Below are 24644 nucleotides of genomic sequence, written 5' to 3'. Positions count from 1 at the left end.
CGTCCTTCTTGGCACGCTGATCGGCGTCCTGCCCGGGATCGGCGCCACCACGACCATCGCCAGCGCCTTGACGATCGAACCGTGCGCAAGCGCGACCGACGAGACGAGGCCGACGACCATCAGCGAAAAATATTCGGCCGCGCCGAACTCCAGCGCGATCGAGGTTAGCGGCGGGGCGAAGATGGCGACGAGGAAGGTCGACACCGTGCCGGCGAAGAACGAACCGATCGCCGCGATCGCGAGTGCCGCGCCGGCGCGGCCGTTCCTGGCCATCTGATAGCCGTCGATCGCCGTGACGGCCGAGGACGATTCGCCGGGCATGTTGATGAGAATGGCCGTGGTCGAGCCGCCATATTGCGCACCGTAATAGATGCCGGCGAGCATGATGAGGGAGGAAACCGGGTCGCCGATCTGAAAGGTGATCGGCAAGAGCATGGCGATGGTCGCGGTGGCGCCGATCCCGGGCAGGACGCCGATCAGCGTGCCAAGAAGGACGCCGATCAGGCAGAAACCAAGGTTCGTCAGCGATGAAGCGGTCGAAAAGCCGAGCGCCAGATTGTCGAGGAGCTCCATGCTCATCTCCTCACAATGGCAGCCATGGGCCAAAGCGTCGGAACGGAAGGCCGAGTGCGTAGCTGAAGACGAAAAATGCAAACAGGGTCAGGCCAGCCGACAGCACGAACGCGGTCAGCGGTTTCATGCGGCCGCTGGCGAACGATGCGATCAGCGCCGTCAGGAAGATTGACGGAATGAAGCCAAGGCCGCGCACCGTCAGGCCGAAGAAGATCGGAGCGGGAAGGATGAACAGCGAGCCGCGCCACGCAATGTAGCCGATCGGATCGCCCTCGAATCGCACCGCCTGGAAGAGGATGACGAGGCCAAGCAGGATCAGCACGATCGCCAGCACCAGCGGGAAATAGCCCGGCCCCATGCGGAAGGCGGTGCCGATTTCCAGGCCGAGCGACTGCAACGCGAAAAATGCGCCGAAAACGATGAACAGCGCAGCGCATATGCCGTTCGTCCTGTCGATTGCGAAAGCCTTCATGACATTCCTCCCAAGCTGCGGGCGCGCGACGATACCGAAGCGAAAACGGGGCGCCGGCGGCGCCCCGTTCAAAACTCAGTCGGCGTATTGGCCGGCGGCTTCGATGATCGGCTTCCAGCGCGCGATCTCGTTTTCCAGCTTGGCCTTCAGCGCGGCCGGCGTCGCGTCGGCCTGCGGCGACGGCCTGGTGCCGAGCTCGGCGAAGCGGGCGGCGACGTTCTCGTCCTTCAGCGCGACCTGCAGGGATTTCGACAGCCGTTCGGTGATCTCCGCCGGAGTGCCCTTGGGGGCATAAAGACCGTGCCAGATGCTGACCTGCACGTCGGGAAGGCCGGCTTCCGTCGTCGTCGGGACATCGGGCAGCACATCGAGGCGCTCCGGCGAGGTGACGGCGTAAGCCTTGATCGTGCCGCCCTGGATCTGCTTGGTGGTGTTGGTCGTCTGGTCGCACATGATGTCGACCTGGCCGCCGAGGAGATCGGTCATGGCCGGGCCGGTGCCCTTGTAGGGGACGGTGACCAGCGGCGTCTTGATAGCGCTCATGAACAGCATGCCGCAGAGATGCGAGGCAGCACCTATGCCGGCATTGGCTACGGTGACGCTATCCTTGTTGGCCTTGGCGTACTCGACCAATCCCTTCAAATCGGCCGGCTCGAGGTCCTTTCGGCCAACGATGGTCATTGGCACCTCGGTGACGAGGCCGACATATTCGAAGGCGTTCAGCGTGTCGTAGGCGAGCTTTCGGTAGAGTGTGGCACTGGTGGCCATGCCGATGTGATGGAGGAGCAGGGTGTAACCGTCCGGCTCGGCCTTCGCGACGCGGCCAGCGCCCAGCGTGCCACCGGCGCCGCCGACATTCTCGACGATGACCTGCTGGCCGAGATCCTTGGACATGGCTTCCGCGACAAGACGCGTGACCGTGTCGGTCGGGCCGCCGGCCGCAAACGGCACCACGACGGTGATGGTGCGTTCGGGATAGGTTTGCGCGCCTGCGGCGACGGGATAAAGCATGACCGCCACTGCGGCAGCCAGAGCGGCGACAAATCTTCTCATCGTGATTTCCTCCCAGAGCTTAAATCTTCAACCGCTGCGCGGAGTTCTCCTCGACACCGGCTGCACGGGTACAACTAGGGCAGGCTAACAGATTGCAATCGTACTCAAATGGCAAAGTGCTGATATCCGCAACCGTTCTGGCTTGCGATCCATGAGGCGGCCGGACCATCGGAGGAACGACTGCCCCGGCTGGATCGGGGCACGCCAAGCGCGCGCCGTCTGTCTGGAAGATGATCCGTCCTGGCCTGGCCCTTGCACGCGGCCGGTGATTTGCTGGGTGCTTTGCAGGTTTGAGCGAGGGCGACCCATGAACCATCACGACACAAGCGGCGTTCCGGTGATCGAAACGACGCGCGCCGTCCTGCGAGCGCACCGGCTGGAGGATTTCGACGCCTATGTCGCCATGTGGGCCGATCCGGTCGTCACCCGCTTCATCGGCGGCAGGCCGCGCACGCGGGAAGAGAGCTGGATGCGCTTCCTGCGTCACGCCGGGCTCTGGTCGCTGCTCGGCTACGGGTTCTGGGCGATCGAGGACAAGGCGACGGGCCGTTTCGTCGGTGAGGCCGGGTTTCACGACCTCAAGCGCGATATGGAGCCGCCGATAGAGGGCATTCCGGAGGCCGGGTGGGCGCTCGCTCCGGCCGCCCACGGCGCCGGCCTCGCCACCGAGATCGTCAGCCGCGTGCTTGGCTGGGGCGACGAGACCTTCGGACGTGGCAAAACCGTCTGCATCATCGACCCCGAAAACACCGCTTCCTTGAACGTGGCGACGAAGTGCGGCTACCGGGAGGTGGCGCGGGCCATCTATCACGAAACCCCGACCATCCTGCTGGAGCGGTTGGCCTGAGCACTCGCCAAGTACCTAAAGCGCGCGGCGTCGAAACGGATTCATGCGCTGCGCTTAGCTTTCTTGTTTTACGTCGTTCTCCCAAAGCCGAGGTCCCTTTGGGCGGCATGCATTAGCGGTCGTTCCGCAAGGGCGTCGAAATGATCCGAGAGCGCCGTCTGCTCCTGATAACCGCGCCGGGACTGGCCATATCTGTTTGCACCGCGGCTTCGCGAGCCGCCTCATCGAGCATCGAGGCATCCTCGCCGAAGGCGCGGGTGGCGCGGGCCGCCGCCTCGAGCAGCGGCCGCCGCATGCGCCGCAGGAAGGCCGTGTCGACGCGTGTGCTCGGGCCGGCCAGGGTCAAGGCGCCGAGCAGAACCCGCCCAGGCCCGAACACCGGCGCCGAGACGCCCGCCGTCTGCGGGTCGCGGTCGCCGATGGCGAGGCAGTTGCAGGTCTTGCGGATGGTTTCGTACGGTTCGCCCGGCTGTCCGGAAAACGCCGCCAGCACACGCCCGCCGGAGCCCACCAGCAACGGCAGGACGTCACCCTCCCGAATCGTATAGCGGATAGGATGCTTGGACTCGACGCGATAGAGACAGGTGCGCACGTCTCCCGACCGGACATAGAACGCAACGCTTTCCCAGCTTAGCTCGCAGAGATCGCGCATGATCGGCAGCAGGATGTCGACCGCCACGACCGACCGCTGATAGAGCGCGCCGAGCCGGAAGCTGGCCGGTCCGATGCGGTAGCGTCCGTCGTCCAGGCGCTCCAGCAATTGTCCGCGCAAAAGCGAATTGGCCAGCCGCAGAATGGTGCTCTTATAGAGGCCCGTTCGGGCCGCGATCTCGGAAAGGCTGAGCGAGCGGTCCGCCGTGGTGAATGCATCGAGGATGGCAATGGCCCGGTCAAGCGCGGCAACACCGTCGGCTGACGCGCTCCGGATTTCGATGCCAGCTGGTTTGCCTGCCGAATTCATTGGTCCCCAGTCGAACAAAGGTCGAGCGGCGCGATTGTGTCGCGCAGCTCAAGCATTCTGTCCAGCAGAATATCGTTCCTGTTGACGGAACGCGGTAAAGTCTGCTTGAACTCAAGCACGGGTCTGGTTTCAGGCGCGTTTTTGGCGGGCACCGGAGGAGGTGTCGTGATTTGGAGGAATCCCATGCTGAACAGACGCAAATTTTTGATGAGCACCGCTGCCGCGGGGGCCGCCGGGCTGGTGGCGTCGCGTCTTTCTCCCGCTCTTGCCCAAGGCACGCCGCAGATCCAGATTTTCGTGCCGGCGGCGCCCGGTGGCGGCTGGGACCAGACCGCGCGCACGATGGACCAGGTGCTGCGCAGCGAGAAGCTGATCTCCGGCTCGCAGATCACCAATGTCGGCGGCGCCGGCGGCACGGTCGGGCTGCCGCAATTCATCAGTCAATGGAACGGCAAGGGCAATTCGCTGATGGTTGGCGGCATGGTCATGGTCGGCGCCATCATCGCCAACAAGGCTGCCAATAATTTGACGCAGGTCACGCCGATCGCCCGGCTCACCGGCGAGTTCGAAGCGCTGGTGGTGCCGGCGGCCTCGCCGTTCAAGACGGCCGCCGACTTCGTCGCCGCGCTTAAAGAGGATCCGACGAAGGTTCCCGTCGCCGGCGGCTCGGCCGGCGGTTCGGACCATATCCTGTTCGGCCTGATCGCCAAGACGGCGGGCGTGCCGGCGACAAACCTGTCCTACGTGCCGTTCGCGGGCGGCGGCGAGGCGCTGTCAGCGCTGCTCGGCAACCAGGTGGCGGCGGGCATTTCCGGCTTTGGCGAGTTCTCCGAACAGGTCAAGGCCGGGGCGCTCAGGCTGCTCGCCATTTCCGCCGACAAGCGGCAGGAGGGCATCGATGCGCCAACGCTGAAGGAAGCCGGCATCGACGTCGAACTGTTCAACTGGCGCGGCGTCTTCGCACCCCCCGGCGTCTCCGATACCGATAAGGCGGCGATGATCACGCTGGTCGAGACCATGGCCAAGAGCGATGCCTGGGCCACGGAATGCAAGAACCGCAACTGGACGCCCATCCTGCTCACCGGCGACGACTATGCGAAGTTCCTTGCCGAGGATACGGCTCGCATCGAAGCCATCCTCAAGGATCTCGGGCTCGCCTGATTTCCCTGAAGAGGGCGGGTTCATGGCCCGCCCTTTTTCCTCCCGCCGTTCGCATGGACATGCGATCCACCGGGGATGAAGATAGGATAAAAGCCGGCTGTGAGATGCCGGCTGTCTTGGGAGGACATTCATGAGCACCAGCGACCAGCAGGCTGCGTCCTCGCGCCTTGCCGTACCCGAACTGCTGATCGGTATCGGGCTTCTGGCCTGTGCCGGGGCGGTCGCCTGGCAGACCTTGGCGATCCCGGTGTCGCCGCTCTACTCCAAGGTCGGCCCGACCGTCTTTCCCTACCTCACCATGTTCGGCCTGGTGGTTCTTTCGCTCTTGCTCATCGTCGCCGCACTGCGCGGCGGCTGGCAGCCGGAAGAGGAAAAGGAGACGCCGACCGACTGGAAGGCGATGGGCTTCGTCGTCATCGGCCTTGTCACCAACCTGCTCCTGATCCAGCCGCTCGGCTTTACCGCGGCATCCGTCATCATGTTCGTTCTGGTCTGCTACGGCTTCGGCAGCCGGCATACGCTGCGCGATGCGCTCACTGGCCTCGTGCTGGCGCTGGCCGCCTATTTCGGCTTCGCCAGGGCGCTCGGCGTCAATATCGGCGCCGGTTTCATCGAGAACCAGCTGAATACGGTGATCGATGCGTTCACCAGCACGCTGAGGGGCTGACGCCATGGAAACGCTAGGCCATCTGGCACACGGTTTCGCCGTCGCCTTCACTCCGGTCAACCTTCTGTGGTGCCTGCTCGGCACCACGCTTGGCACCGCCATCGGCGTGCTGCCCGGCCTCGGACCGGCGCTGACCATCGCGCTGCTTCTGCCGATCACCTACCAGGTTGCGCCGGAGGCCTCCTTCATCCTGTTTGCCGGCATCTATTACGGGGCCATGTATGGCGGCTCGACGACCTCGATCCTGCTCAACACGCCAGGCGAAAGCGCTACCATCGTCACCGCGCTGGAAGGCAACAAGATGGCCCGGTCCGGGCGCGGCGGCGCCGCACTTGCCACGTCGGCGATCGGCTCCTTCGTCGCCGGCACTCTCGGCACGCTGGGCGTCGCCTTCCTGGCGCCTATCGTGGTCAGGTTCGCGCTGGCCTTCGGCCCGGCCGAATATTTCTCGCTGATGGTGCTGGCCTTCATCACGGTTTCGGCGGTGCTCGGCTCGTCCTCGGTGCGCGGCTTGACCAGCCTGTTCGCCGGCTTTGTTATCGGCATGATCGGGGTCGACCTGCAGACCGGCCAGCCGCGCTTCACCTTCGGCATGACCGAACTGCTCGACGGCGTCGACGTCATCATCGCCGCCGTCGGCCTGTTCGCCGTCGGTGAGACGCTCTACATGGCCTCGCGCCGTTATGCCGGCAAGGACGAGATCGTGCCGCTGAAGGGCTCGCTCTACATGACGGCGGCCGAATGGAGGCGCTCGTGGAAGCCCTGGTTGCGCGGCGCCGCGATCGGCTTCCCGATCGGCGCCATGCCGGCCGGCGGCGCCGAGATCCCGACCTTCCTGTCCTATGCCATCGAAAAGAAGCTTTCGAAGCACAAGCAGGAATTCGGCACGGTTGGCGCCATCGAGGGCGTAGCCGGTCCGGAGGCCGCCAACAATGCCTCGGCTGCCGGCGTGCTGGTGCCGATGCTGACGCTCGGGCTGCCGACCTCGGCGACGGCGGCAATCATGCTTTCGGCCTTCCAGAGCTACGGCATCAATCCAGGCCCGCTGCTTCTGACGACACAAGGCAACCTGGTCTGGGGACTGATCGCCAGCCTGTTCGTCGCCAACGTCATTCTCGTCATCCTCAATCTGCCGCTGATCGGGCTTTGGGTGCGGCTGCTGAAGATCCCGGCGCCGCAGCTCTATGCCGGCATCCTGGTTTTCGCCACCGTCGGCACCTACGGCATTTCGCAGTCGCCGATCGACCTCGCCATCCTCTATCTCCTGGGTGCTGCCGGCTTCCTGATGCGGCGCTTCGATTTCCCGACCGCGCCCGTCATCATCGGCATGATCCTGGGACCGCTCGCCGAAACCCAGTTCCGCCGCGCCATGACGATCTCGAACGGCGACTGGTCGGTGTTCTACAAGCACCCGCTGTCGCTGACCCTGCTGACGCTGGCCTTCATCGGCCTGGTCGGGCCGCATATCTGGGCCTACATCGAACGCCGCCGATTGCGGGGGCCGGAGCATGTGCCGGGCGATGCCTGATCGATTTGAAGTGACATGACAGACCTGCTTTCCGGCATCCGCGTGCTCGACCTGACCAACGTCCTGGCCGGGCCCTACTGCGCCTACCAGCTGGCGCTGCTCGGCGCCGACGTCATCAAGGTCGAGGCGCCGCAAGGCGGCGACCTGGCGCGACAGCTCGGCGGTTCGCCGGAACTCAACCAGGCCGGCATGGGAGCTTCGTTCCTGGCTCAGAATGCCGGCAAACGCTCCGTCGTGCTCGACCTCAAGAAGGAAGCCGAGCGCGAACGCTTCCTCGACCTGGTCGCCAGCGCCGATGCGCTGGTGGAAAACTTCCGCCCCGGCGTCATGGGCCGGCTTGGCCTCGGCTACGAGGCGCTGAAGGCGGTCCGCCCCAACCTTGTCTACTGCGCGATATCGGGCTTCGGCCAGACCGGGCCGATGCGCGACAATCCGGCCTATGACCAGATCATCCAAGGCCTTTCGGGCATTATGAGCATCACCGGCACGCCGGAGACGGCACCCTTGCGGGTGGGCTATCCCGTCGCCGACACGCTGGGCGGACTGGTCGGGGCCTTCGCCATCGTCTCGGCGCTGGTAAGGCAGAAGACGAGCGGCGAGGGTGCCTTCCTGGACGTATCGATGCTTGAATGCACATTGTCGGCGCTTGGCTGGCCGGTTTCCAACTATCTGACGGCCGGGGTCGATCCCAAGCCGATGGGCAATGAGAACATGACGGCGGCACCGTCGGGCGCCTTTCGCACCGGCGACGGTCTGCTCAACATCGCCGCCAACAAGCAGGAGCAGTTCGTAACGCTTTGCCGGCTTATCGAACGGCCGGAGCTGGCGTCGGATCCACGCTTTGCCGAGCGCGAGACGCGCAAGCGGAACCGTGCGGCGCTGAAGATCGAGATCGAGGGGGCCCTGGCGAATGGCCCGGCGGCTGCGTGGGAAGAAAAACTGAACCGCGCCGGGGTGCCGGCGGGCAGGGTGCTGACGATCCCGCAAGTGCTGGCCGAACCGCAGGTGCTGGAGCGCCAGATGACCAGGGCTTTCGACGGCGTGGCTGACATGGAGAGACCGCTGACGGTTCTGCGCGGCGGCTTCATGGTCGATGGTACGGCTCCATTGCCGGCCTCCCCGCCACCGGCCCTGGGCGAGCACATGGACGAGGTTTTCGCCGGCCTGTCGCCCCGAGCGAAGACAAAGGCACTCACATGAACGAGCAAAAGACGATATGAGTGAGCAAAAGACGGGCCGCGAGCGTGCAGAGGAGTGGTGGCAGACCGGCATCATCGAAATGCGGCCGGGCGTCATCCGGCTGCGCGGCTATGAAATCCAGGACCTGATCGGCCGCGTCAGCTTCCCGGCTGTCATCTGGCTGATGCTGCGCGGCGAATTGCCCAGCGAGGAACAGGCCGCGCTGCTCGGCATTGCGCTGGGCGCCGCAGTCGACCACGGGCCGCAGGCGCCGTCGATCGCTATCGCCCGCATGGCGGCGACCTGCGGTGTCGGCATCAACAGCGCCATGGCTTCGGCCATCAACGTGCTTGGCGACGTCCATGGCGGCGCCGGCGAGCAGGCGCTTGCCTTCTATGGCGACATTGCCGCGGCGCTCGATGGCGGCACGACGCTGAAAGAGGCTGTCTCGGGGCGGCTTGACCGGTTCTTTGCCGGGGAAAAGGGCTACGTGCCGGGGCTGGGCCATCGCTTCCATCCGGTCGACCCGCGCGCGCCGCGCCTGATGGAACTGACTCGGGAGTTTGCCGCGCGCGGCGTGATCCATGGCCGCTTCGCCGATATCGCCGAGGCGATCGAGGCGGAGGTCGCGCGGCGCAAGGGCAAAAAGATACCGCTCAACATCGATGGCGCGACCGCCGTCATTTACGGCGAGCTCGGCTTTCCGCCACCGCTAACGCGGGGGCTTTTCGTGCTGTCGCGCTCGGTCGGCATCCTGGCGCATGCCTGGGAACAATCCCAGCAAGCCGAGCGGAACAAAGGTCCGCTGCCACGCGAATGGCTGTGGGCCTATGCCGGGACGCCAGTGCGACCGCTCCCCGAAGAGGACGGCGCCGGGGCGTGAGGCCTTTACGTAGGGCCGATTTGTGCCGGCTGGGGAAGCTTCAAGGTCCTTACCAGCGTCGAAAGTTCGGGTTCGTCGATGAGCATGGCCGCATCGGCCGGCGCCAGCCAGGCCCGTTGCCGCCGTTTGGCTTCCTGCCAGTCGGCGAGCTCTTGCGTTACTTCCAACAGATAGACGATGACATCGACGCGCACGAACCGGTTGGCCAGCCGCTTCCAATAGGAATAGGTGCCCGCTGGCTGCTTCAGGGTCTTGCCGAGCACGCCCGCTTCTTCCTGCGCCTCGATGGTGGCCGCCTTGCGTCCGCTCTTGCCTTTCATCGGCCAGCCCTTGGGTACGATGAAGCGCCTGGTGGTGCGCGAGGTGACCAGCATCACCTCGATGTCGCCGCGCTGGTCCAGCCGAAAAGGGATAGCCGCGACCTGGCGGATCGTCTCGCCCTTCTTGGCCTTGCGCACGGCCTTTTTCTTGGTGGCTGCCATTCGTAAAATCCAGTCGGTGCAGTGCCCATACCGTGACGCGGTGTCGTTGCAAAACCCAAACTGCCGCAAGGGCACCGGAACGCCCCTACCATGTAAGTCGGCTAAATAAAAGGGAAGCCCGCCTCAGCGGCAGGTGCTTACGGCGGTGTTGCCGATTATCTGGGTCTGGCAGTTCGGCCTGACCCGCGGCACGATGGGCGGCGGCTGTTGCACGATCACCCGGTCCTGAGCCCGATTCTGTTGCTGCTGTTGCTGAAACTGCTGCCGCTGGACACGGTTTTGCAAGGCCTGCAGATCGTTCTGCTGGATCAACGCGTTGTTGTCGACGGAGGGAATGAGCACCTGCGCGGAAGCAGGCAGGCAGATGCCCGCCAGCGTCGAGGCTGCCAATGCCGCCGTCATGAAAACCGTTGATGGCCGAAGCGCCAACATCTGCTCATTCCCGCACAAACAAAATTCACTCTACATATAGTGCGTTTGTCCCCTCGTGCCACGCCAGAGTGCCGATTAACAGGAAATCGCGTGATCGCGCCCCCTTCGCGGCGGAGGAGAATCTGCCCCGCCGCCCGCATCGCACTTGACGGAAGCGGTCGATTCACCGCTCTATCGGGTTGACGCTGGCCTCGAATTCCATGGCGTCAACGGCGTCGGCATGTCCGTCGGATGCAACGGCGCCTTCGAGGAAACGGTCAAACAGAACGCCGACAGTGCGTCCTCAGGGTCAGCATCCAGCTGGCTCAGGGATGGAGCCGGGCAAAAGGGGTCCTTATGAGGAAGCATGCGTATCTGCTGGCGATGCTGGCGGCTGCCTGCATCGCCGGTCTTCCGGCCACGGCGGCGCAGACAAAAGGCGACAAAGCGGCGGCCGGCCCGCCGCCAACCAGCCACAGCTGCCCGGCGGCGCATCGGCCTTGTCCGAAACCCACGGCGACTGGGCGGTCAACTGCCAGATATCGGGCGCGGCCAAGGCATGCAGCCTGTCACACCAGCAGTTCAACAAGCAAAGCAACCAGCGTCTGCTGGCGATAGAGTTGTCGAGCAAGACGGGCGAAGACGCGACCGGCACGCTCGCTTTGCCGTTCGGCCTGGCGCTCGCCAAGGGCGTCAGCCTGACGATCGACGACCAGAAGCTGGACGGCAGCCTGCAGTTCAACACTTGCCAGGCTGTCGGCTGCCTGGTGCCGGTGGCGTTCGATGCCAATGTCGTCCCCGTGCTCAAGGCGGGCACCACCTTGAAGGTCGATGCCTTCGCGGCGGATACGGGGCAAGCGGTTAGCTTCTCCATTCCGCTCAATGGCTTCGGCAGTGCGCTTGCACGGACCGCGGAGCTTCTTGCCGACTAACACGTTCAGCGTTCGATAGAATCGCCAGCCCGCGCTAAACCTTTGTTTTTGCGGAATTCCGACGATCCAGCTCGTCAAACCACGATCGTTTTCAGCCGTTCTGCGATCAGGGTGGCGAGCCGGGCCGCGACTTCGTCCTTGCTCATCTCGGGCCATTCCTCGACGCCGGTCTTCGAGACGATGCGAACACGGTTGCGGTCGCCGCCCATCACACCGGATGGGCCGACGCCGCTGGTCTGCGACACGTCGTTGGCGACAATGAAGTCGGCGCCCTTCTTCCTCAGCTTGGCTTCGGCGTTGCGCAAAAGGTCCTGCGTCTCGGCGGCGAAGCCGACCACCAGCGCCGGCCGCTGCTTGTGATGCCCGACGCCCGCAAGGATGTCGGGGTTCTCGATCATGCGCAGCACCGGCGGGCCTTCGCCCGGCGCTTTCTTGATCTTCTCGCCAGCCGGGCTGTCGGTGCGCCAATCGGCGACGGCGGCGACGAACACCGCCGCATCGGCCGGTAGAAGCTGTTCCACGGCATCGCGCATCTCCTGCGCCCGCTCGACGTGGATGGTTTTCACACCAGCCGGATCGGCGATGCTGACGGGACCGGAGACCAGCCTCACGTCGGCGCCGAGCCTGGCCAATGCCGCCGCTATGGCATGGCCCTGCTTGCCGGACGATCGGTTGGCGATGTAGCGAACGGGGTCGATCGGCTCGTGCGTCGGGCCTGACGTGACGATGATCTTCTTGCCGGCCAGCCGCTTGGGTCCGGTATCGAGCAGCGCCTCGATGGCGGCGACGATCTCCAGCGGCTCGGCCATGCGACCTTCGCCAGCCTCGTTGCTCTCGGCCATCTCGCCTTTGGCGGGGCCAACGAAGGTGATGCCATCCTTGTGCAGCGCCGCACGATTGCGCCGCGTCGCCGGATGCGCCCACATTCTGGGGTTCATGGCCGGCGCCATCAGCACCGGCTTGTCGGTGGCCAGGAGCACGGTGGAGGCAAGATCATTGGCGTGGCCGTTGGCGAGCTTGGCCATCAGGTCGGCGGTGGCGGGCGCCACGACCAGCAGATCGGCCTCGCGCGACAGCCTGATATGGCCGACATCGTGCTCGTCATTGCGATCGAAGAGATCGGTAAAGACATGGTCTGCCGAGAGCGCACCGGCCGACAGCGTGGTGACGAATTCCCGCGCAGCCGACGTCATGACCACGCGCACCGCCGCACCCCTTTCACGCAGACGGCGGATCAGGTCGAGTGCCTTGTAGGCGGCGATGCCGCCGCCGATGATGAGCAGGATGCGCTTGCCGGAGAGGCTCATGAAGGACCAGAGATCATCAGCGACTTTCTTCTGATCAAAATCTGCTTTTTGCAGCTGCCGGCCGAATTCGAGGATCTCCTCCGCCGTAACGAAATCCTTGGCACCTTTGAAGGTGGGCGCCACTTCCTTGAGCAGCAGACTTCTTGCCTCCTGCTCCATCGACACACCATGACGGGCAGCCCGCTCGCGCAGTCTTTGTTTCAAATCCTCGTCGAGATTGCGAATGGTCAGGGTACCCATGGCTAACTTTGCCTGCCTGCCATTGGTTGAACCTTGGCCTCGTCCTTAAATGTCAGGCGTCCGCCATCGAAGCCTTTCGTGGTCGGAAGCCCAACTGATGCCGCGAGCACATCCCGCGCCTCCTGCTCCATGGAAACGCCGCGCGCAGCACCGCGTTCACGCAATCGCTGCATGACATGATCTTCCAGATTCCGGACAGTAATCCTGGCCATAGTCGCACTCCTGCGCACAATATAGCTATCCCGCCTTTCGACTGCAATGACAGCATCGCTGTCATTGCAGTCACTTAGAGCAGCTTCCAGGCGATATAGACCAGCGTCAGGGCTATCACCCAAAGCGCCACGCGGCCGGAGCGGTTGTAGCGCGCTTCGGCCTTGCCGATGGCACGGGCCGTCGCCTCGTCGAAGCGCAGGCCATGCTCGGCCATCAGGTCGATCTCGCGCGACAGCCGCTCGGTGCGCGCTGCCAACTCGGGGGCTTGGCGGATCAGCGTCAGCATCGCCTTGCCGCCGTCGCGGGCGTCGGCCAGCAGGCCGCTTGGCCCGAGATTTCCTGATATCCAGCCGCTGACCACGGGTTCGGCGGTCTTCCACATGTTGAAGGCCGGATCGAGCGTGCGCGCCACGCCCTCGACCACCACCATGGTTTTCTGCAGGAGGATCAGTTCGGGCCGCGTCGCCATGTCGAAGAGTTCGGTCACCTCGAACAGCAGCGTCAGAAGCTTGGCCATGGAAATGGTCTCGGCCGGCTGGCCATGGATCGGCTCGCCGATGGCGCGGATCGCCTGGGCGAAGGCCGCGACATTGTGCTGGCGCGGCACGTAGCCGGCCTCGAAATGAACCTCGGCGACGCGCAGATAGTCGCGCGTGATGAAGCCGTAGAGGATTTCGGCGAGGAACCGGCGCTCCTTCTTGCCGAGCCTGCCGGCAATGCCGAGATCGACCGCGACGATCGTGCCATCAGCCTCGACGAACAGGTTGCCCGGATGCATGTCGGCGTGAAAGAAGCCGTCGCGCAGCGTATGGCGCAAGAACGACTGGATGAGGTTGGCCGCGATTGCCCTCAGATCGTGTCCAGCGGCGGCGAGTCCGGCGATGTCGTTCATCTTGATGCCGTCGACCCATTCCATGGTCAGCACGTCGCGGCCGGTGCGCTCCCAGTCGACGGAAGGGACGCGAAAGCCCGGATCCTCCCTGGTGCTTTGACCAAGTTCGGAAAGCGCGGCCGCCTCGAGGCGCAGGTCCATCTCGATCTTGGTGGTCTGCGCCAGCGTCTCGGTCACCTCCACGGGCCGCAGCCGGCGTGAGGAGGGGATGTATTTCTCCTGCAGGCGGGCGGCGAGGAAATAGCTTTCGAGATCCTGGAAGAAGCGGCGGCGCACGCCCGGCCGGATCACCTTGACCGCCACCTTCCTGACGACGCCGCCATCGACCGTTTCAGCGGCATGGACCTGGGCGATGGAGGCCGCGGCGACCGGGTCGCCGAACTGCGTGTAGAGGTCGCCGAGCTTGCGCCCGAGCGAGCCCTCGATGGCCGCCACCGCCTCGGCCGTCGGGAAGGTGTGCATCTTGTCCTGCAGCATGGCGAGATCGAGCGCCATGTCGTTGCCGACGACATCGGGTCGTGTCGCCAGAAACTGGCCAAGCTTGACATAGGACGGCCCGAGCCGGACCACCGCCTTGGCCAGCCGATCGCTGCGCTCATAGGCGAGCGCGCGGCGGCGGGTAAACAGCCGCGCCAGCCGCCAGCCCAATTTCGGCAGGCCGGACAGTTCCTCGCCGGGCAAAGCGGCGACGACGCCCTCACGCACAAGCACCCAGCCGGCCCGCATGAGCCGAAATCCAGCGCTGACGGTGCTCATGCCCGGGCCTGCCTCAAAGTTTCCAGCCCGAATGAAGCGCGGCGATGCCGCCGGAATAGTTGCGGAACGAGACCCGATCGAAGCCCGCGCGGGTTATCATGGAAGCAAAATTCGCCTGGTTGGGGAATTTCGCGATCGACTCGACCAGATAGGAATAAGGCTCGCCGTCGCCGGTGACGGCCTTGCCGATCTTCGGAATGGCCTTGAACGACCAGGCCTCATAGACCCTGTCGAGCAACGGCATCTCGACCTCGGAAAATTCCAGGCACAGGAACCGCCCGCCCGGCTTCAGCACGCGCAACGCTTCGCTGAGAGCGACGTCGATCCTGGGGACGTTGCGGATGCCGAAAGCGATGGTGTAGGCGTCGAAGGTGGCGTCCGCGAACGGCAGTTCCTCGGCATTGGCTTCGACGAAGTCGGTGTTGCCGGACATGCCTTTCTTTTGCGCCCTGTCGCGACCGACGGCGAGCATCGAGCCGTTGATGTCGAGCACGGTGGCATGAGCATGCCCATGGCTGGCATCGACGATGCGAAAGGCGATGTCGCCGGTGCCGCCGGCGACATCGAGCACGCGCCAGCCCGGCCGCTTCGGCGGATTGAGCCAGGTTACCATGGCATCCTTCCACAGCCGGTGCAGGCCGCCCGACATCAGGTCGTTCATCAGGTCGTAGCGGTTGGCGACCTTGTGGAAAACATCGTTGACCAGGGGCTGCTTGTCGCCTGCCCCTACACGCTTGAAACCATAGGAGGTTTCCATGCCGCCGGCGGCCGTGGTTCTCTCAACTGACATTTTTTTGATCCGTCATAAAACCGGCGGGACCATAGCCGATCGATGGTGCGGGCGCTATTGTTTAAGGCGCGGTGTTCGGCCGCGCTTCCAGGTGGCGGGTTTCGAGACCTGGACTGACCGACGGGATGTTTGAATGCCTTTGAAAGCGGAACTGCACTGCCACATCGAAGGGGCAGCGGCACCGGAACTCGTCATCCGACAGGCGCAGAAATACGGCAAGGACATCTCGCCCTATATCCAGAACGGCTCTTTCGTCTGGCACGATTTCACCTCTTTTCTCGCCGCCTATGACTTCGCCTCCGACCTGTTCCGGACCGAGGAAGACTATGCACGGCTGGCTGACCACTATCTGACCAGCCTGGCGCGTGACGGCGCCATCTACTCAGAGGTCTTCACCTCGCCGGACCATGCCACGAAGGCGGGCCTGTCGCCGAAGGCTTATACGGATGCGCTCGGCGAAGGCATGGCCCGCGCCAAGGCCAAGACCGGCATCGAGGGCCGCATGATCGTCACCGGCGTGCGCCATGCCGGCGTCGAGTCCATCGAGCAGGCAGCGCGCTTTGCCGCGCGCTGCGGGCATCCGCTGGTAACCGGCTTCGGTGTCGCCGGCGACGAGAGGGTCGGCGAGATGGAGGACTACGTCAGGGCATTCGAAATCGCCCGCGAGGCCGGGCTCGGCATTACCGTCCATGCAGGCGAACTGACAGGGTGGGAGACGGTCCAGGCGGCGCTCGATCACATCCGCCCGTCGCGCATCGGCCATGGCGTGCGCGCCATCGAAAACCCCGATCTTGTCCGGCGCATCGCCGATGAGGGCGTGGTGCTGGAATGCTGTCCCGGCTCCAATATTGCGTTGAAAGTGTTCGACAGTTTCGCCGCCCACCCGTTCCCCGCCCTGCTCGCGGCCGGCTGCAAGGTGACGCTCAACTCGGATGATCCGCCCTATTTCTGGACCTCGCTGAAACGCGAATACGACATTGCGGCCGAGTATTTCTCGATGAACGAGAAGGCGCTGGCGGCCGTTACCCGAACGGCCATCGAGGCCGCTTTCGTCGACAGGAAGACCAAGGCAACGCTGCTCAGCCGGCTGGATGCGAAGGCCAGGTGAATGAAGGCTGGGTGGACAGGGAGTGGCCAGCAGTGAGCAGTTTGGCGGAGCGCGCATCGGGACTCGCAAATCGGCTCACTATTCACTACTCACTATTGGCTACTCACCACGAACCACGTCGGAGCACATCATGAAGGGCGTCACCGTCGTCGACCACCCGCTTGTCCAGCACAAGCTGAGCATCATGCGCAAGAAGGAGACCTCGACGGCCGGTTTCCGGCGGCTGCTGCGCGAGATCTCGCTGCTGCTCGGCTATGAGGTGACGCGCAATCTCGAACTCACGACGACGACCATCGAAACGCCGATCGAAACGATGGAGGCGCCGACGCTGGAAGGCAAGAAGCTGGTCTTCGCCTCGGTGCTGCGCGCCGGCAATGGCTTGCTCGAAGGCCTGCTCGACCTGGTTCCGGCGGCCCGCGTCGCCCATATCGGCCTCTATCGCGACCATGAGACGCTGGAGGCGGTCGAATATTTCTTCAAGGCGCCGAGCGACCTTGCCGACCGGCTGGTCATCGTCGTCGATCCGATGCTGGCCACCGCCAATTCCGCCATCGCGGCGATCGACAAGCTGAAGGGGCGCGGCGCCACCAACATCCGCTTTCTGTGCCTGCTGGCGGCGCCCGAAGGCATCGAGCGCTTCACCAAGGCACATCCCGACGTTCCCGTCTTCACGGCTTCCATCGATCGCCAGCTCAACGAGAAGGGCTACATCATGCCCGGCCTCGGCGACGCCGGCGACCGCATGTACGGGACAAAGTGATTTACCGAAAGTTTACGCAACGGCGCGGTTTCGAGCGGCGTTAAAACGGCAAACACCATCCCGGCGTTAAGGATCGGCCTTCACGACAGCGCCGCGCGTCCTGTCGGACGCTGCGACACTTTAATTCGCGCGTGATCCTTTCCGAAAATCGATCCCGATTTTCGGGGTCATGCGCCAGGGCCGATCCATGCTGCGCAAGCTACTTGTCCTCAGCGTCTTTGCCGGTACATCGGCATCCATCCCGATTGTCTATCAGTCGAATCCGCAGATGTTCGAAAGCCTGCTGAAAACGGCGGTGACGGCCAAGCCAGCGGCCGACGCCCGTCCGGAGGTCGCCTTGGCAGCGGCTCCCGACAAGCCGGTGGCGCCGTTGCCGATGGGCCGCAAGGTTGTCGTCACGGCCGACGCGCGAGGGCATTTCTCGTCGGCCTTCAAACTGAACGGACGCCAGATCGACGGCATGATCGATACAGGAGCGACACTGGTCGCCGTCAACACCTCGACGGCGCGCAGGATCGGTCTGTCGCTGAACCCGTCGGATTTCAGTCATGAGGTCAACACGGCCAACGGCACGATCAAGGCGGCGGTGGTGATGATCGACCGCTTGCAGATCGGCAGCATCACCGTCAACGACGTGCAGGCCATCGTGCTCGACGACAAGGCGCTGCACACCAATTTGATCGGCATGAGCTTTCTCAATCGGCTGGGCAAATATCAGGCCGAAAACGGCACGCTGCTTCTTGTCCAGTGAGCGGGCACGGCCGTTCGGGGTTGGGTCATATCAGCCACGCGGCAGGATGCGCCGGATGACCGACTTGTCGGCAGGCGGCTTGGAAGCGCCGATCGCATAGGCCGAAAGCACCGTTGCCGCCGCGGCTTCGGCGTCGGACACCGAGCGGGCATGGACCAGCGCCAGCGGCTCGCCAGCTCGAACCTCGGCGCCGACCGGCAACAGCCTGGTGATGCCGACCGCCGGGTCGACCTTGTCGTCTGGCCGGGTGCGGCCGCCGCCCAGCCCGACCACGGCAAGGCCGATATCACGCGTGGCAATGCCGGTGACGAAGCCGTCCGCGATCGCTCTCACCGCGTGTTCCGTTGGCGCAACGGGCAAATATCGTTCCGGCTTGTCGATGAAATCGGCGGGGCCGCCGAGCACCGTCACCATGCGCGCGAAGGTGGCGGCGGCGCGGCCGCTGGCAAGCGTTTCGGTGGCCCGCCGCATGCCGTCCTGGTTGGACGGCACCAGACCCGCCGCCTGCAGCATTTCGGCGGCGAGCGCCAGCGTCACATCCTCCAGGCGCCGGTCGCGAAGGCGGCCGGTCAGGAAATCGACGGCGTTGCGCACCTCGACCGCATTGCCGGCGGCCGACGCCAGCGGTTCGTTCATGCCGGTGATCAACGCCGAAACTTTTAATCCGGCGCCGCTTGCGACTTCGACCAGGCTGTTGGCGAGCGCCGTCGCGTCGCGCGACTTCTCCATGAAGGCGCCATTGCCGACCTTGACGTCGAGCACCAGCGACCCCAGGCCTGCCGCCAGTTTCTTCGACAGGATCGAGGCGGTGATCAGCGGCACCGACTCCACGGTTCCGGTCACGTCACGGATGGCATAGAGCCGGCGGTCGGCCGGCGCGAGGTCCGCAGTCTGGCCGATGATGGCGCAACCCGCCTCTAGCACCGCCTTGCGAAACAGCGTGATGTCGGGCTGGCTGGCGTAGCCGGGGATGGAATCCATTTTATCCAGCGTGCCGCCGGTGTGGCCGAGGCCGCGGCCGGATATCATCGGCACATAAGCGCCGCAGGCAGCGACGATCGGCGCCAGCATCAGCGAGACGTTGTCGCCGACGCCGCCTGTCGAATGTTTGTCCGTGACCGGGCCGGGCAGGTCCGACCAGTCGAGCACGTCGCCGGAATCGCGCATGGCCAATGTCAACGCCACGGCCTCGTCGCGGCCCATGCCGTTGAAGAACACCGCCATGGCGAAAGCCGCGACCTGGCCATCGGTGACGGCGCCATCGGTTACGCCGGCGATGAAGTCGGCGATTTCGCGCGCCGGCAGTCTGTGGCCGTCGCGCTTGTGGCGGATGATTTCCTGCGGAAGCATCAGTTCTCCAACAGTCCGTCGCGGAACACACGCTTCAGGATCGTCGCCAGCCGCGCGCCGCCGACCGGGGCCATATCCTTGGTCTCCTGGTGCGAAAGCTCGGCTCCGGTCATGCCGGCGGCAAGATTGGTGATGATCGAGCAGGCGGCGACACGCAGGCCAAGGAAGCGGGCAAGGATGACTTCCGGCACGGTCGACATGCCGACCGCGTTGGCACCCATGATGCGCGCCATGCGGATCTCGGCCGGCGTTTCGAAGCACGGGCCGGAGAACCACATGTAGACGCCCTTGTGCAGCGCCGTGCCGGTCGCCTTTGCCGCCTGTTCGATCGCCTTGCGGATGCCGGCATCGTAGGCTTCGGTCAGGCCGACGAAACGGCGGTCGCTCGGCTCGCCGATCAGCGGGTTGGTGCCGGAGAAATTGATGTGGTCCGATATCAGCATCACCGAACCCGACCCCATCTCCGGATCGACCGAGCCGGCGGCATTGGTGAGGATCAGCTTGGTGATGCCGGTGCCGGCAAGCACCTCCAGCACCGGCCGCATCGCCGCCGCGTTGCCGTGCTCGTAATAGTGGGCGCGGCCCGACAGCATCAGCACCGGCGTGCCGGCAAACAGCCCGACCACCACCTCTCCGGCATGGCCGGACACGCCGCTTCTGGGAAAGCCGGGCAGATCGGCATAGGAAACACGGATCGGGTTCTCGACCTGGCTGACCAGCCCTCCCAGGCCAGACCCCAGCACCAGCGCCGTGGTCGGCGCCAGGCCGTCCAGCCGTTCGATCAGATGGTCGAGCGCTTCCTTCATTTCAGCATGTCGCCGCGAAAGCCGTAAGGCAGCATGTCGTCCATGGTCACGGTCTCGGCGACGCCGGCATTGTCGCAGAGATAGAGTTTCGTTTCCGGACGGCAGAATTCGGCCAGCCGCTGCCTGCAGCCGCCGCAAGGCGAGCATTTGGCCATGCGCTCGGCAAGGACGGCGATTTCCATGATCTTGCCGCCGCCGCCCATGATATAATGGCCGAGCGCCGTCGTCTCGGCGCACCAGCCTTCGGGATAGGAAGCAACCTCGATGTTAGCGCCTGTGAAGACGCGCCCGTCCTCGGTGCGAAGTGCGGCACCGACCGGAAATTTCGAATAGGGGGCATAGGCCTTGGCCATGGCAGCCTTCGCCGCTTCGAACAATTCATGCGACATTTCGGTGTTCTCTCCGATGATCTTGTCCATAAGCCGGCGCGCCTTTTGCGTCGCGCCCTCGATCCTCAGCGTTCCTTGACATAGGGCACGCCGCCGGCGCGCGGCGGGATCGCCTTGCCGATGAAACCGGCGAGCAGGATGACGGTGAGAATATAGGGCAGGGCCTGCATGAACTGCACCGGCACCTTGCCGATGAGCGGCAGCGGCGAGCCTTGCAGGCGGATCGACAGGGCGTCGAGGAAGCCGAACAGCAGGCAGGCGAACATGGCGTTGACCGGCTTCCACTTGGCAAAGATCAATGCGGCCAGCGCGATGTAGCCCTTGCCGGCGGTCATGTCCTTCACGAAGCCGCCATTCTGCACCATCGACAGATAGGCGCCGGCGACGCCGGTCAGGATGCCGGTGCAGATCAGCGCCCTGTAGCGCAGCCAGGCGACCGAGATGCCGGCGGTGTCCACGGCGGCCGGGTTTTCGCCGACCGCGCGCAGCCGCAGCCCAAAGCGCGTGCGAAACAGCACCCACCAGGTGAAAGGCACCATCGCGAAGGCGAGATAGACCAGTATGGAATGGCCGGAGATCAGTTCCGCGTAGATCGGCCCGAGGATCGGCACGCCTCGGACAGCTTCGGCGCCGGGCCAGATGATCGCTTCGAACCGCTCGCCCGGCTGCAGCGCCGGGGTGCGCCCGCCCTGCTGAAACCATGCCTGGCCAAGGATGATGGTCGATCCGGCGGCGATGAAATTGATCGCCACGCCGGAGACGATCTGGTTGCCGCGATGGGTGATCGAGGCGAAGCCGTGGATCATGGCGAACGCGACCGAGATCACGACCGCCATGCCGAGACCGAGAAAGGCCGAATGGAACACGGAGGCCGCCGCCGCACCGGCGAAGGCGCCGACCAGCATCTTGCCTTCGAGGCCGATGTCGAAGATGCCGGCGCGTTCCGAATAGAGGCCGGCCAGGCAGGCGAGCAGCAGCGGCACCGAGAGGCGGATGGTGGAATCCAGCGTCTGGACGATCGCGTTGAAGGTGTCCATTCAGGCGCCTTTTCCCTTGACCGCTTCCATGCCGACCGACCTCGGGCTGAGCGAGGCGAACAGCGCCTGGATGTAAGGCCTGAACATGTGTTCGAGAGCACCGGCGAACAGGATGACCAACCCTTGAATGATCACGATCATGTCGCGGCTGATCGCAGGCATCTCGAAGGCGAGTTCGGCGCCGCCCTGGTAGAGCATGCCAAACAGGATGGCCGCCAGCACGATGCCGACAGGGTGCAGGCGACCCATCAGCGCCACGGCGATGCCGACGAAACCGGCGCCGCTGACGAAGTCGATCGCGACATTGTGCTGGTCGCCCATCACCGGATTGAGCGCCATCATGCCGGCGAGCGCGCCCGAGATCATCATGGCGGTGATGATGATGCGGGTTTCCGAAATGCCGGCATAGCGCGCCGCCTTTGGGCTGTGGCCGTAGGTACGCATCTCATAGCCGAGCTTGGTGCGCCAGATCAGCAGCCAGACCAGGAAGGCCATGAGCAGCGCGAGCAGGAAGGAGATGTTGAGCGGTGCCGAGCGGATCTTGGCGCCGAACAGCTCGATGACCCAGTTGAGCTTCGGCAATTCCGCGCCGGCGAGGAAATTGCGCGTCTGCGGCGCCTGCGAGGCTGGCGGCTTCAAGGGGCCCACCAGCAGGTAGACCATGATCGAAGCGGCGATGAAGTTGAACATGATGGTGGTGATGACGATGTGCGAGCCGCGCCTGGCCTGCAGATAGGCGGGGATCAGCGCCCACAAGGCGCCCACGGCCGCCGAAGCCACGATGGCCAGCGGAAATGTCAGCCACCATGGCAGCACGCTGTCGAAGGAGAGACAGACGATGGCGATGCCAAGGCCGGCGATGTAGGCCTGCCCCTCGGTGCCGATGTTGAACAGGCCGCAATGCGCTGCCACCGCCACCGAAAGCCCGGTGAAGATGAAGGTGGTGGCATAGAAGAGGGTGAAGGCGATACCTGTTCCCTTGCCGAAAGCGCCCTCGACCAGGATGACGGCGGCACGGAACGGGTTCTCGCCGACCAGAAGCACGACGAAGCCCGCGACGATGAAGGCCACAGACAGATTGATCAGCGGGATCAGCCCATAGTCGGCCCAGGCCGGCAATTTGGCATAGGGCGTGCTCATTGCGCCGCCTCCTGGCGCTCAACACCCGCCATCAGCAGGCCGAGCTCGCCCTCGCTCGCCTCCGGCCCGCGTTCGCCGACGATGCGGCCGGCAAACATGACCAGGATGCGGTCGGAGAGCGAGCGGATCTCATCGAGCTCGACCGACACGACCAGCACGGCCTTGCCCTGGTCGCGCATGGCGATCAGGCGCTTGTGGATGAACTCGATGGCGCCGACGTCGACGCCGCGCGTCGGCTGGCCGACGATGAGAACGCCGGGGTCCTGTTCGATTTCGCGCGCGAGCACGATCTTCTGCTGGTTGCCGCCGGAGAAGTTGGCCGTCTTCAGCCGAGGATTGCCGGGGCGGATGTCGTATTTCTCGATCTTGTCCTTGGCATCGGCAACGATGGCATCGATGTTGAGGAAGGGTCCTCTGAGGTAGCGGGGATCGTCATGATAGCCGAGGATGGAATTCTCGTTCTCCTCGAAGGCCAGCACCAGCCCGACATGATGGCGATCCTCAGGCACATGGGCGAGGCCGCGGTCGCGCAGTTCGCCGGGATCGGCCTTGCCGGTGAGATCGATCGGCTTGCCCTCGAGCATCACCGAACCGGAAACGGCGTGCCTGATGCCGGAGATCGCCTCGAGCAGTTCGGACTGGCCGTTGCCGGCGACACCGGCGATGCCGACGATCTCGCCGGCGCGCAGGTCGAAGGAGATGTCGTCGACCATGGTGACGCCGCGGGAATCCTTGACCGTCAGGTTCTTGACCGCGAGTTTTACCGCGCCGGCTTCCGCTTCGCCCTTCTCCACCCGCAAGAGCACGCGGCGCCCGACCATCAGCTCGGCCAGTTCCGCGACGGTGGTCTTCTTCGTTTCCCTGGTCGCCACCATCGTGCCCTGGCGCATCACCGAAACCGTGTCGGTGATGGCCATGATCTCGCGCAATTTGTGGGTGATCAGCACCACCGTCTTTCCCTGCTCCTTCAATTGCTTGAGGATGCGGAAGAGGTGGTCGGCCTCGGCCGGCGTCAGCACGCCCGTCGGCTCGTCGAGGATCAGGATCTCGGCGCCGCGATAGAGCGCCTTGAGGATCTCGACGCGCTGCTGCAGGCCGACCGGCAATTCCTCGACGATGGCGTCGGGATCGACCTCGAGGCCGTATTCACGCTCCAGCCGCTCCAGTTCGGAACGCGCCTTGGCGATGCTTTTCTTCAGCAAGGCGTCGCTTTCGGCGCCCAGGATGACGTTCTCCAGGACCGAGAAATTGTCGACCAGCATGAAATGCTGGTGCACCATGCCGATGCCGAGCGCGATCGCATCGTTGGGCGTGCTTATCGATGCCGGCTTGCCGCCGACGCGGATTTCGCCGCTGTCGGCCTGGTAGAAGCCATACAGAATCGACATCAGCGTCGACTTGCCGGCGCCGTTCTCGCCGACGATGCCGTGGATGGTGCCGCGCGCGATTTCCAGGTTGATGTCACGGTTGGCGCGCACGGCGCCAAAGCTCTTGTTGATGCCAATCAGTTCGATTGCGGCCAGTTCAATCGCGGCATGCGCCATGCAGCCTGTCCCACTCTTATTTTTTTATCGCTTGGTCAAAATGCCTAGCATGACGCTCCGCCCGTGCCAATTGGCCGGAGCAGCGTCCACTCTCGACAAATCCCGGCGCGCTTGTCAATTTCGAACGTGGCCGAAGCTCTCATATTCGCTAATATGGCAAGCCGATTTGACACTGCGCGCGACACCTGAGGACTTTGCATGACCATGCCCGCCGACCGGCTGACGACGCTGGAGATCCGCTCCGCCGAGCAGGAGAAGACCATCGAGGAACTGTCCGGCCAGATCGCCGAGCAGTGGAAGGTGATCGAGCGCATGCAGCGCAAGCTCGACGCGCTGACCGACCGCTTCCTGGCGCTGGAGGAACAGGCGGCACCCGACGTGCCGGTGACTAAGCCGCCGCACTGGTAGGGGA

27 protein-coding genes are annotated in these 24644 nt (G+C 64.5%); 11 read left to right on the top strand and 16 right to left on the bottom strand.

The genetic code is table 11. The features are described from left to right. The 3 genes from FJ986_RS25160 to FJ986_RS25150 all read right to left on the bottom strand — a co-directional run. Nucleotides 1–573 (bottom strand): tripartite tricarboxylate transporter permease (locus FJ986_RS25160; protein WP_181181919.1); only part of this gene is annotated, 573 nt, incomplete at its 3' end. A 10-nt stretch (nt 574–583) separates the two neighbouring features. Beyond that, nucleotides 584–1045 (bottom strand): tripartite tricarboxylate transporter TctB family protein, encoded by a 462-nt coding sequence (locus FJ986_RS25155; protein ID WP_140513749.1) that lies wholly within the window; start codon nt 1043–1045, stop codon nt 584–586. A 75-nt stretch (nt 1046–1120) separates the two neighbouring features. Further along, nucleotides 1121–2098: a tripartite tricarboxylate transporter substrate-binding protein gene (locus FJ986_RS25150; protein ID WP_140513748.1), complete on the bottom strand. Its 978-nt coding sequence runs from the start codon at nt 2096–2098 to the stop codon at nt 1121–1123. Between the two features lie 307 nt (nt 2099–2405). On the opposite strand from FJ986_RS25150, the gene FJ986_RS25145 reads away from it, so the two are divergent. Beyond that, entirely contained in the window at nt 2406–2945 is a 540-nt protein-coding gene (locus tag FJ986_RS25145) for a GNAT family N-acetyltransferase (protein WP_140676114.1), read from the top strand. 112 nt (nt 2946–3057) lie between these two features. On the opposite strand, the gene FJ986_RS25140 is transcribed toward FJ986_RS25145, so the two are convergent. Next, a complete protein-coding gene (locus tag FJ986_RS25140) occupies nt 3058–3906 on the bottom strand; it encodes an IclR family transcriptional regulator (RefSeq protein ID WP_246681831.1) in 849 nt (282 codons plus the stop codon). A gap of 183 nt (nt 3907–4089) precedes the next feature. Here FJ986_RS25140 and FJ986_RS25135 point away from each other — a divergent pair, with 183 nt between their 5' ends. The 5 genes from FJ986_RS25135 (at nt 4090) to FJ986_RS25115 (ending at nt 9324) form a co-directional block, all read left to right on the top strand. Then, the gene (locus tag FJ986_RS25135) at nt 4090–5067 is read left to right on the top strand and encodes a tripartite tricarboxylate transporter substrate-binding protein (RefSeq protein ID WP_140496391.1); all 978 of its coding nucleotides are present in this window, start codon (nt 4090–4092) and stop codon (nt 5065–5067) included. A gap of 130 nt (nt 5068–5197) precedes the next feature. Next, complete coding sequence (locus FJ986_RS25130; protein ID WP_140522492.1) at nt 5198–5734, top strand: tripartite tricarboxylate transporter TctB family protein; 537 nt, start codon at nt 5198–5200, stop codon at nt 5732–5734. A gap of 4 nt (nt 5735–5738) precedes the next feature. After that, nucleotides 5739–7262: a tripartite tricarboxylate transporter permease gene (locus FJ986_RS25125; protein WP_140676111.1), complete on the top strand. Its 1524-nt coding sequence runs from the start codon at nt 5739–5741 to the stop codon at nt 7260–7262. A gap of 15 nt (nt 7263–7277) precedes the next feature. Then, nucleotides 7278–8462 (top strand): CoA transferase, encoded by a 1185-nt coding sequence (locus FJ986_RS25120; RefSeq protein WP_140560258.1) that lies wholly within the window; start codon nt 7278–7280, stop codon nt 8460–8462. Between the two features lie 16 nt (nt 8463–8478). After that, nucleotides 8479–9324 carry a citryl-CoA lyase gene (locus tag FJ986_RS25115; protein ID WP_140560259.1) on the top strand — a complete coding sequence of 282 codons (846 nt, stop codon included), beginning with the start codon at nt 8479–8481 and terminating at the stop codon, nt 9322–9324. Nucleotides 9325–9329: 5 nt separating this feature from the next. On the opposite strand, the gene FJ986_RS25110 is transcribed toward FJ986_RS25115, so the two are convergent. Beyond that, a complete protein-coding gene (locus FJ986_RS25110) occupies nt 9330–9806 on the bottom strand; it encodes an NUDIX hydrolase (protein WP_140496381.1) in 477 nt (158 codons plus the stop codon). Nucleotides 9807–9929: 123 nt separating this feature from the next. Next, entirely contained in the window at nt 9930–10208 is a 279-nt protein-coding gene (locus FJ986_RS25105; RefSeq protein WP_224557047.1) for a hypothetical protein, read from the bottom strand. 509 nt (nt 10209–10717) lie between these two features. On the opposite strand from FJ986_RS25105, the gene FJ986_RS25100 reads away from it, so the two are divergent. Continuing rightward, nucleotides 10718–11149 carry an invasion associated locus B family protein gene (locus FJ986_RS25100; protein WP_246681830.1) on the top strand — a complete coding sequence of 144 codons (432 nt, stop codon included), beginning with the start codon at nt 10718–10720 and terminating at the stop codon, nt 11147–11149. Nucleotides 11150–11223: 74 nt separating this feature from the next. Here the strand turns inward: FJ986_RS25100 and coaBC are convergent, their stop codons facing one another. From coaBC to ubiE, 4 genes are all read right to left on the bottom strand, one after another. Continuing rightward, on the bottom strand, nt 11224–12696 hold the full coding sequence (coaBC, locus tag FJ986_RS25095; RefSeq protein ID WP_210241342.1) for a bifunctional phosphopantothenoylcysteine decarboxylase/phosphopantothenate--cysteine ligase CoaBC: 1473 nt from the start codon (nt 12694–12696) through the stop codon (nt 11224–11226). Between the two features lie 2 nt (nt 12697–12698). Further along, nucleotides 12699–12908, bottom strand: a complete 210-nt coding sequence (locus tag FJ986_RS25090) for a plasmid stabilization protein (RefSeq protein ID WP_140496375.1) — start codon at nt 12906–12908, stop codon at nt 12699–12701. 74 nt (nt 12909–12982) lie between these two features. Then, complete coding sequence (gene ubiB / locus FJ986_RS25085; RefSeq protein ID WP_140676109.1) at nt 12983–14557, bottom strand: 2-polyprenylphenol 6-hydroxylase; 1575 nt, start codon at nt 14555–14557, stop codon at nt 12983–12985. 13 nt (nt 14558–14570) lie between these two features. After that, the gene (ubiE, locus tag FJ986_RS25080) at nt 14571–15347 is read right to left on the bottom strand and encodes a bifunctional demethylmenaquinone methyltransferase/2-methoxy-6-polyprenyl-1,4-benzoquinol methylase UbiE (RefSeq protein WP_140513738.1); all 777 of its coding nucleotides are present in this window, start codon (nt 15345–15347) and stop codon (nt 14571–14573) included. Nucleotides 15348–15480: 133 nt separating this feature from the next. Here ubiE and FJ986_RS25075 point away from each other — a divergent pair, with 133 nt between their 5' ends. The 3 genes from FJ986_RS25075 (at nt 15481) to FJ986_RS25065 (ending at nt 17966) form a co-directional block, all read left to right on the top strand. Continuing rightward, complete coding sequence (locus tag FJ986_RS25075) at nt 15481–16455, top strand: adenosine deaminase (RefSeq protein ID WP_140676106.1); 975 nt, start codon at nt 15481–15483, stop codon at nt 16453–16455. Between the two features lie 130 nt (nt 16456–16585). After that, a complete protein-coding gene (gene upp / locus FJ986_RS25070) occupies nt 16586–17215 on the top strand; it encodes a uracil phosphoribosyltransferase (protein WP_140496366.1) in 630 nt (209 codons plus the stop codon). A 187-nt stretch (nt 17216–17402) separates the two neighbouring features. Further along, nucleotides 17403–17966 carry a TIGR02281 family clan AA aspartic protease gene (locus tag FJ986_RS25065; protein WP_140556484.1) on the top strand — a complete coding sequence of 188 codons (564 nt, stop codon included), beginning with the start codon at nt 17403–17405 and terminating at the stop codon, nt 17964–17966. 30 nt (nt 17967–17996) lie between these two features. On the opposite strand, the gene deoA is transcribed toward FJ986_RS25065, so the two are convergent. The 6 genes from deoA to FJ986_RS25035 all read right to left on the bottom strand — a co-directional run bounded on the left by deoA (nt 17997) and on the right by FJ986_RS25035 (nt 24217). Beyond that, the gene (gene deoA, locus FJ986_RS25060; protein ID WP_140522474.1) at nt 17997–19316 is read right to left on the bottom strand and encodes a thymidine phosphorylase; all 1320 of its coding nucleotides are present in this window, start codon (nt 19314–19316) and stop codon (nt 17997–17999) included. Next, entirely contained in the window at nt 19316–20122 is an 807-nt protein-coding gene (locus FJ986_RS25055) for a purine-nucleoside phosphorylase (protein WP_140665022.1), read from the bottom strand. The genes deoA and FJ986_RS25055 overlap by 1 nt, the downstream gene beginning before the upstream one ends. Continuing rightward, on the bottom strand, nt 20119–20511 hold the full coding sequence (gene cdd / locus FJ986_RS25050) for a cytidine deaminase (RefSeq protein WP_140665035.1): 393 nt from the start codon (nt 20509–20511) through the stop codon (nt 20119–20121). Before cdd ends, FJ986_RS25055 begins: the two co-directional genes overlap by 4 nt. 65 nt (nt 20512–20576) lie before the next feature. Continuing rightward, nucleotides 20577–21548: an ABC transporter permease gene (locus FJ986_RS25045; protein ID WP_140665024.1), complete on the bottom strand. Its 972-nt coding sequence runs from the start codon at nt 21546–21548 to the stop codon at nt 20577–20579. After that, entirely contained in the window at nt 21549–22688 is a 1140-nt protein-coding gene (locus tag FJ986_RS25040) for an ABC transporter permease (RefSeq protein WP_140665027.1), read from the bottom strand. Next, a complete protein-coding gene (locus tag FJ986_RS25035; protein ID WP_140513932.1) occupies nt 22685–24217 on the bottom strand; it encodes an ABC transporter ATP-binding protein in 1533 nt (510 codons plus the stop codon). Before FJ986_RS25035 ends, FJ986_RS25040 begins: the two co-directional genes overlap by 4 nt. 213 nt (nt 24218–24430) lie before the next feature. Between FJ986_RS25035 and FJ986_RS25030 the strand changes: the two genes are divergently transcribed. Then, nucleotides 24431–24640, top strand: a complete 210-nt coding sequence (locus tag FJ986_RS25030) for a SlyX family protein (RefSeq protein ID WP_140513732.1) — start codon at nt 24431–24433, stop codon at nt 24638–24640. Nucleotides 24641–24644: the final 4 nt, after the last annotated feature.

It is taken from the genome of Mesorhizobium sp. B1-1-1 (assembly GCF_006442955.1).
Classification (GTDB): domain Bacteria; phylum Pseudomonadota; class Alphaproteobacteria; order Rhizobiales; family Rhizobiaceae; genus Mesorhizobium.
The sequence above is the reverse complement of the archived record's forward strand: the minus strand, read 5'-3'. Positions and strand labels throughout refer to the sequence as shown.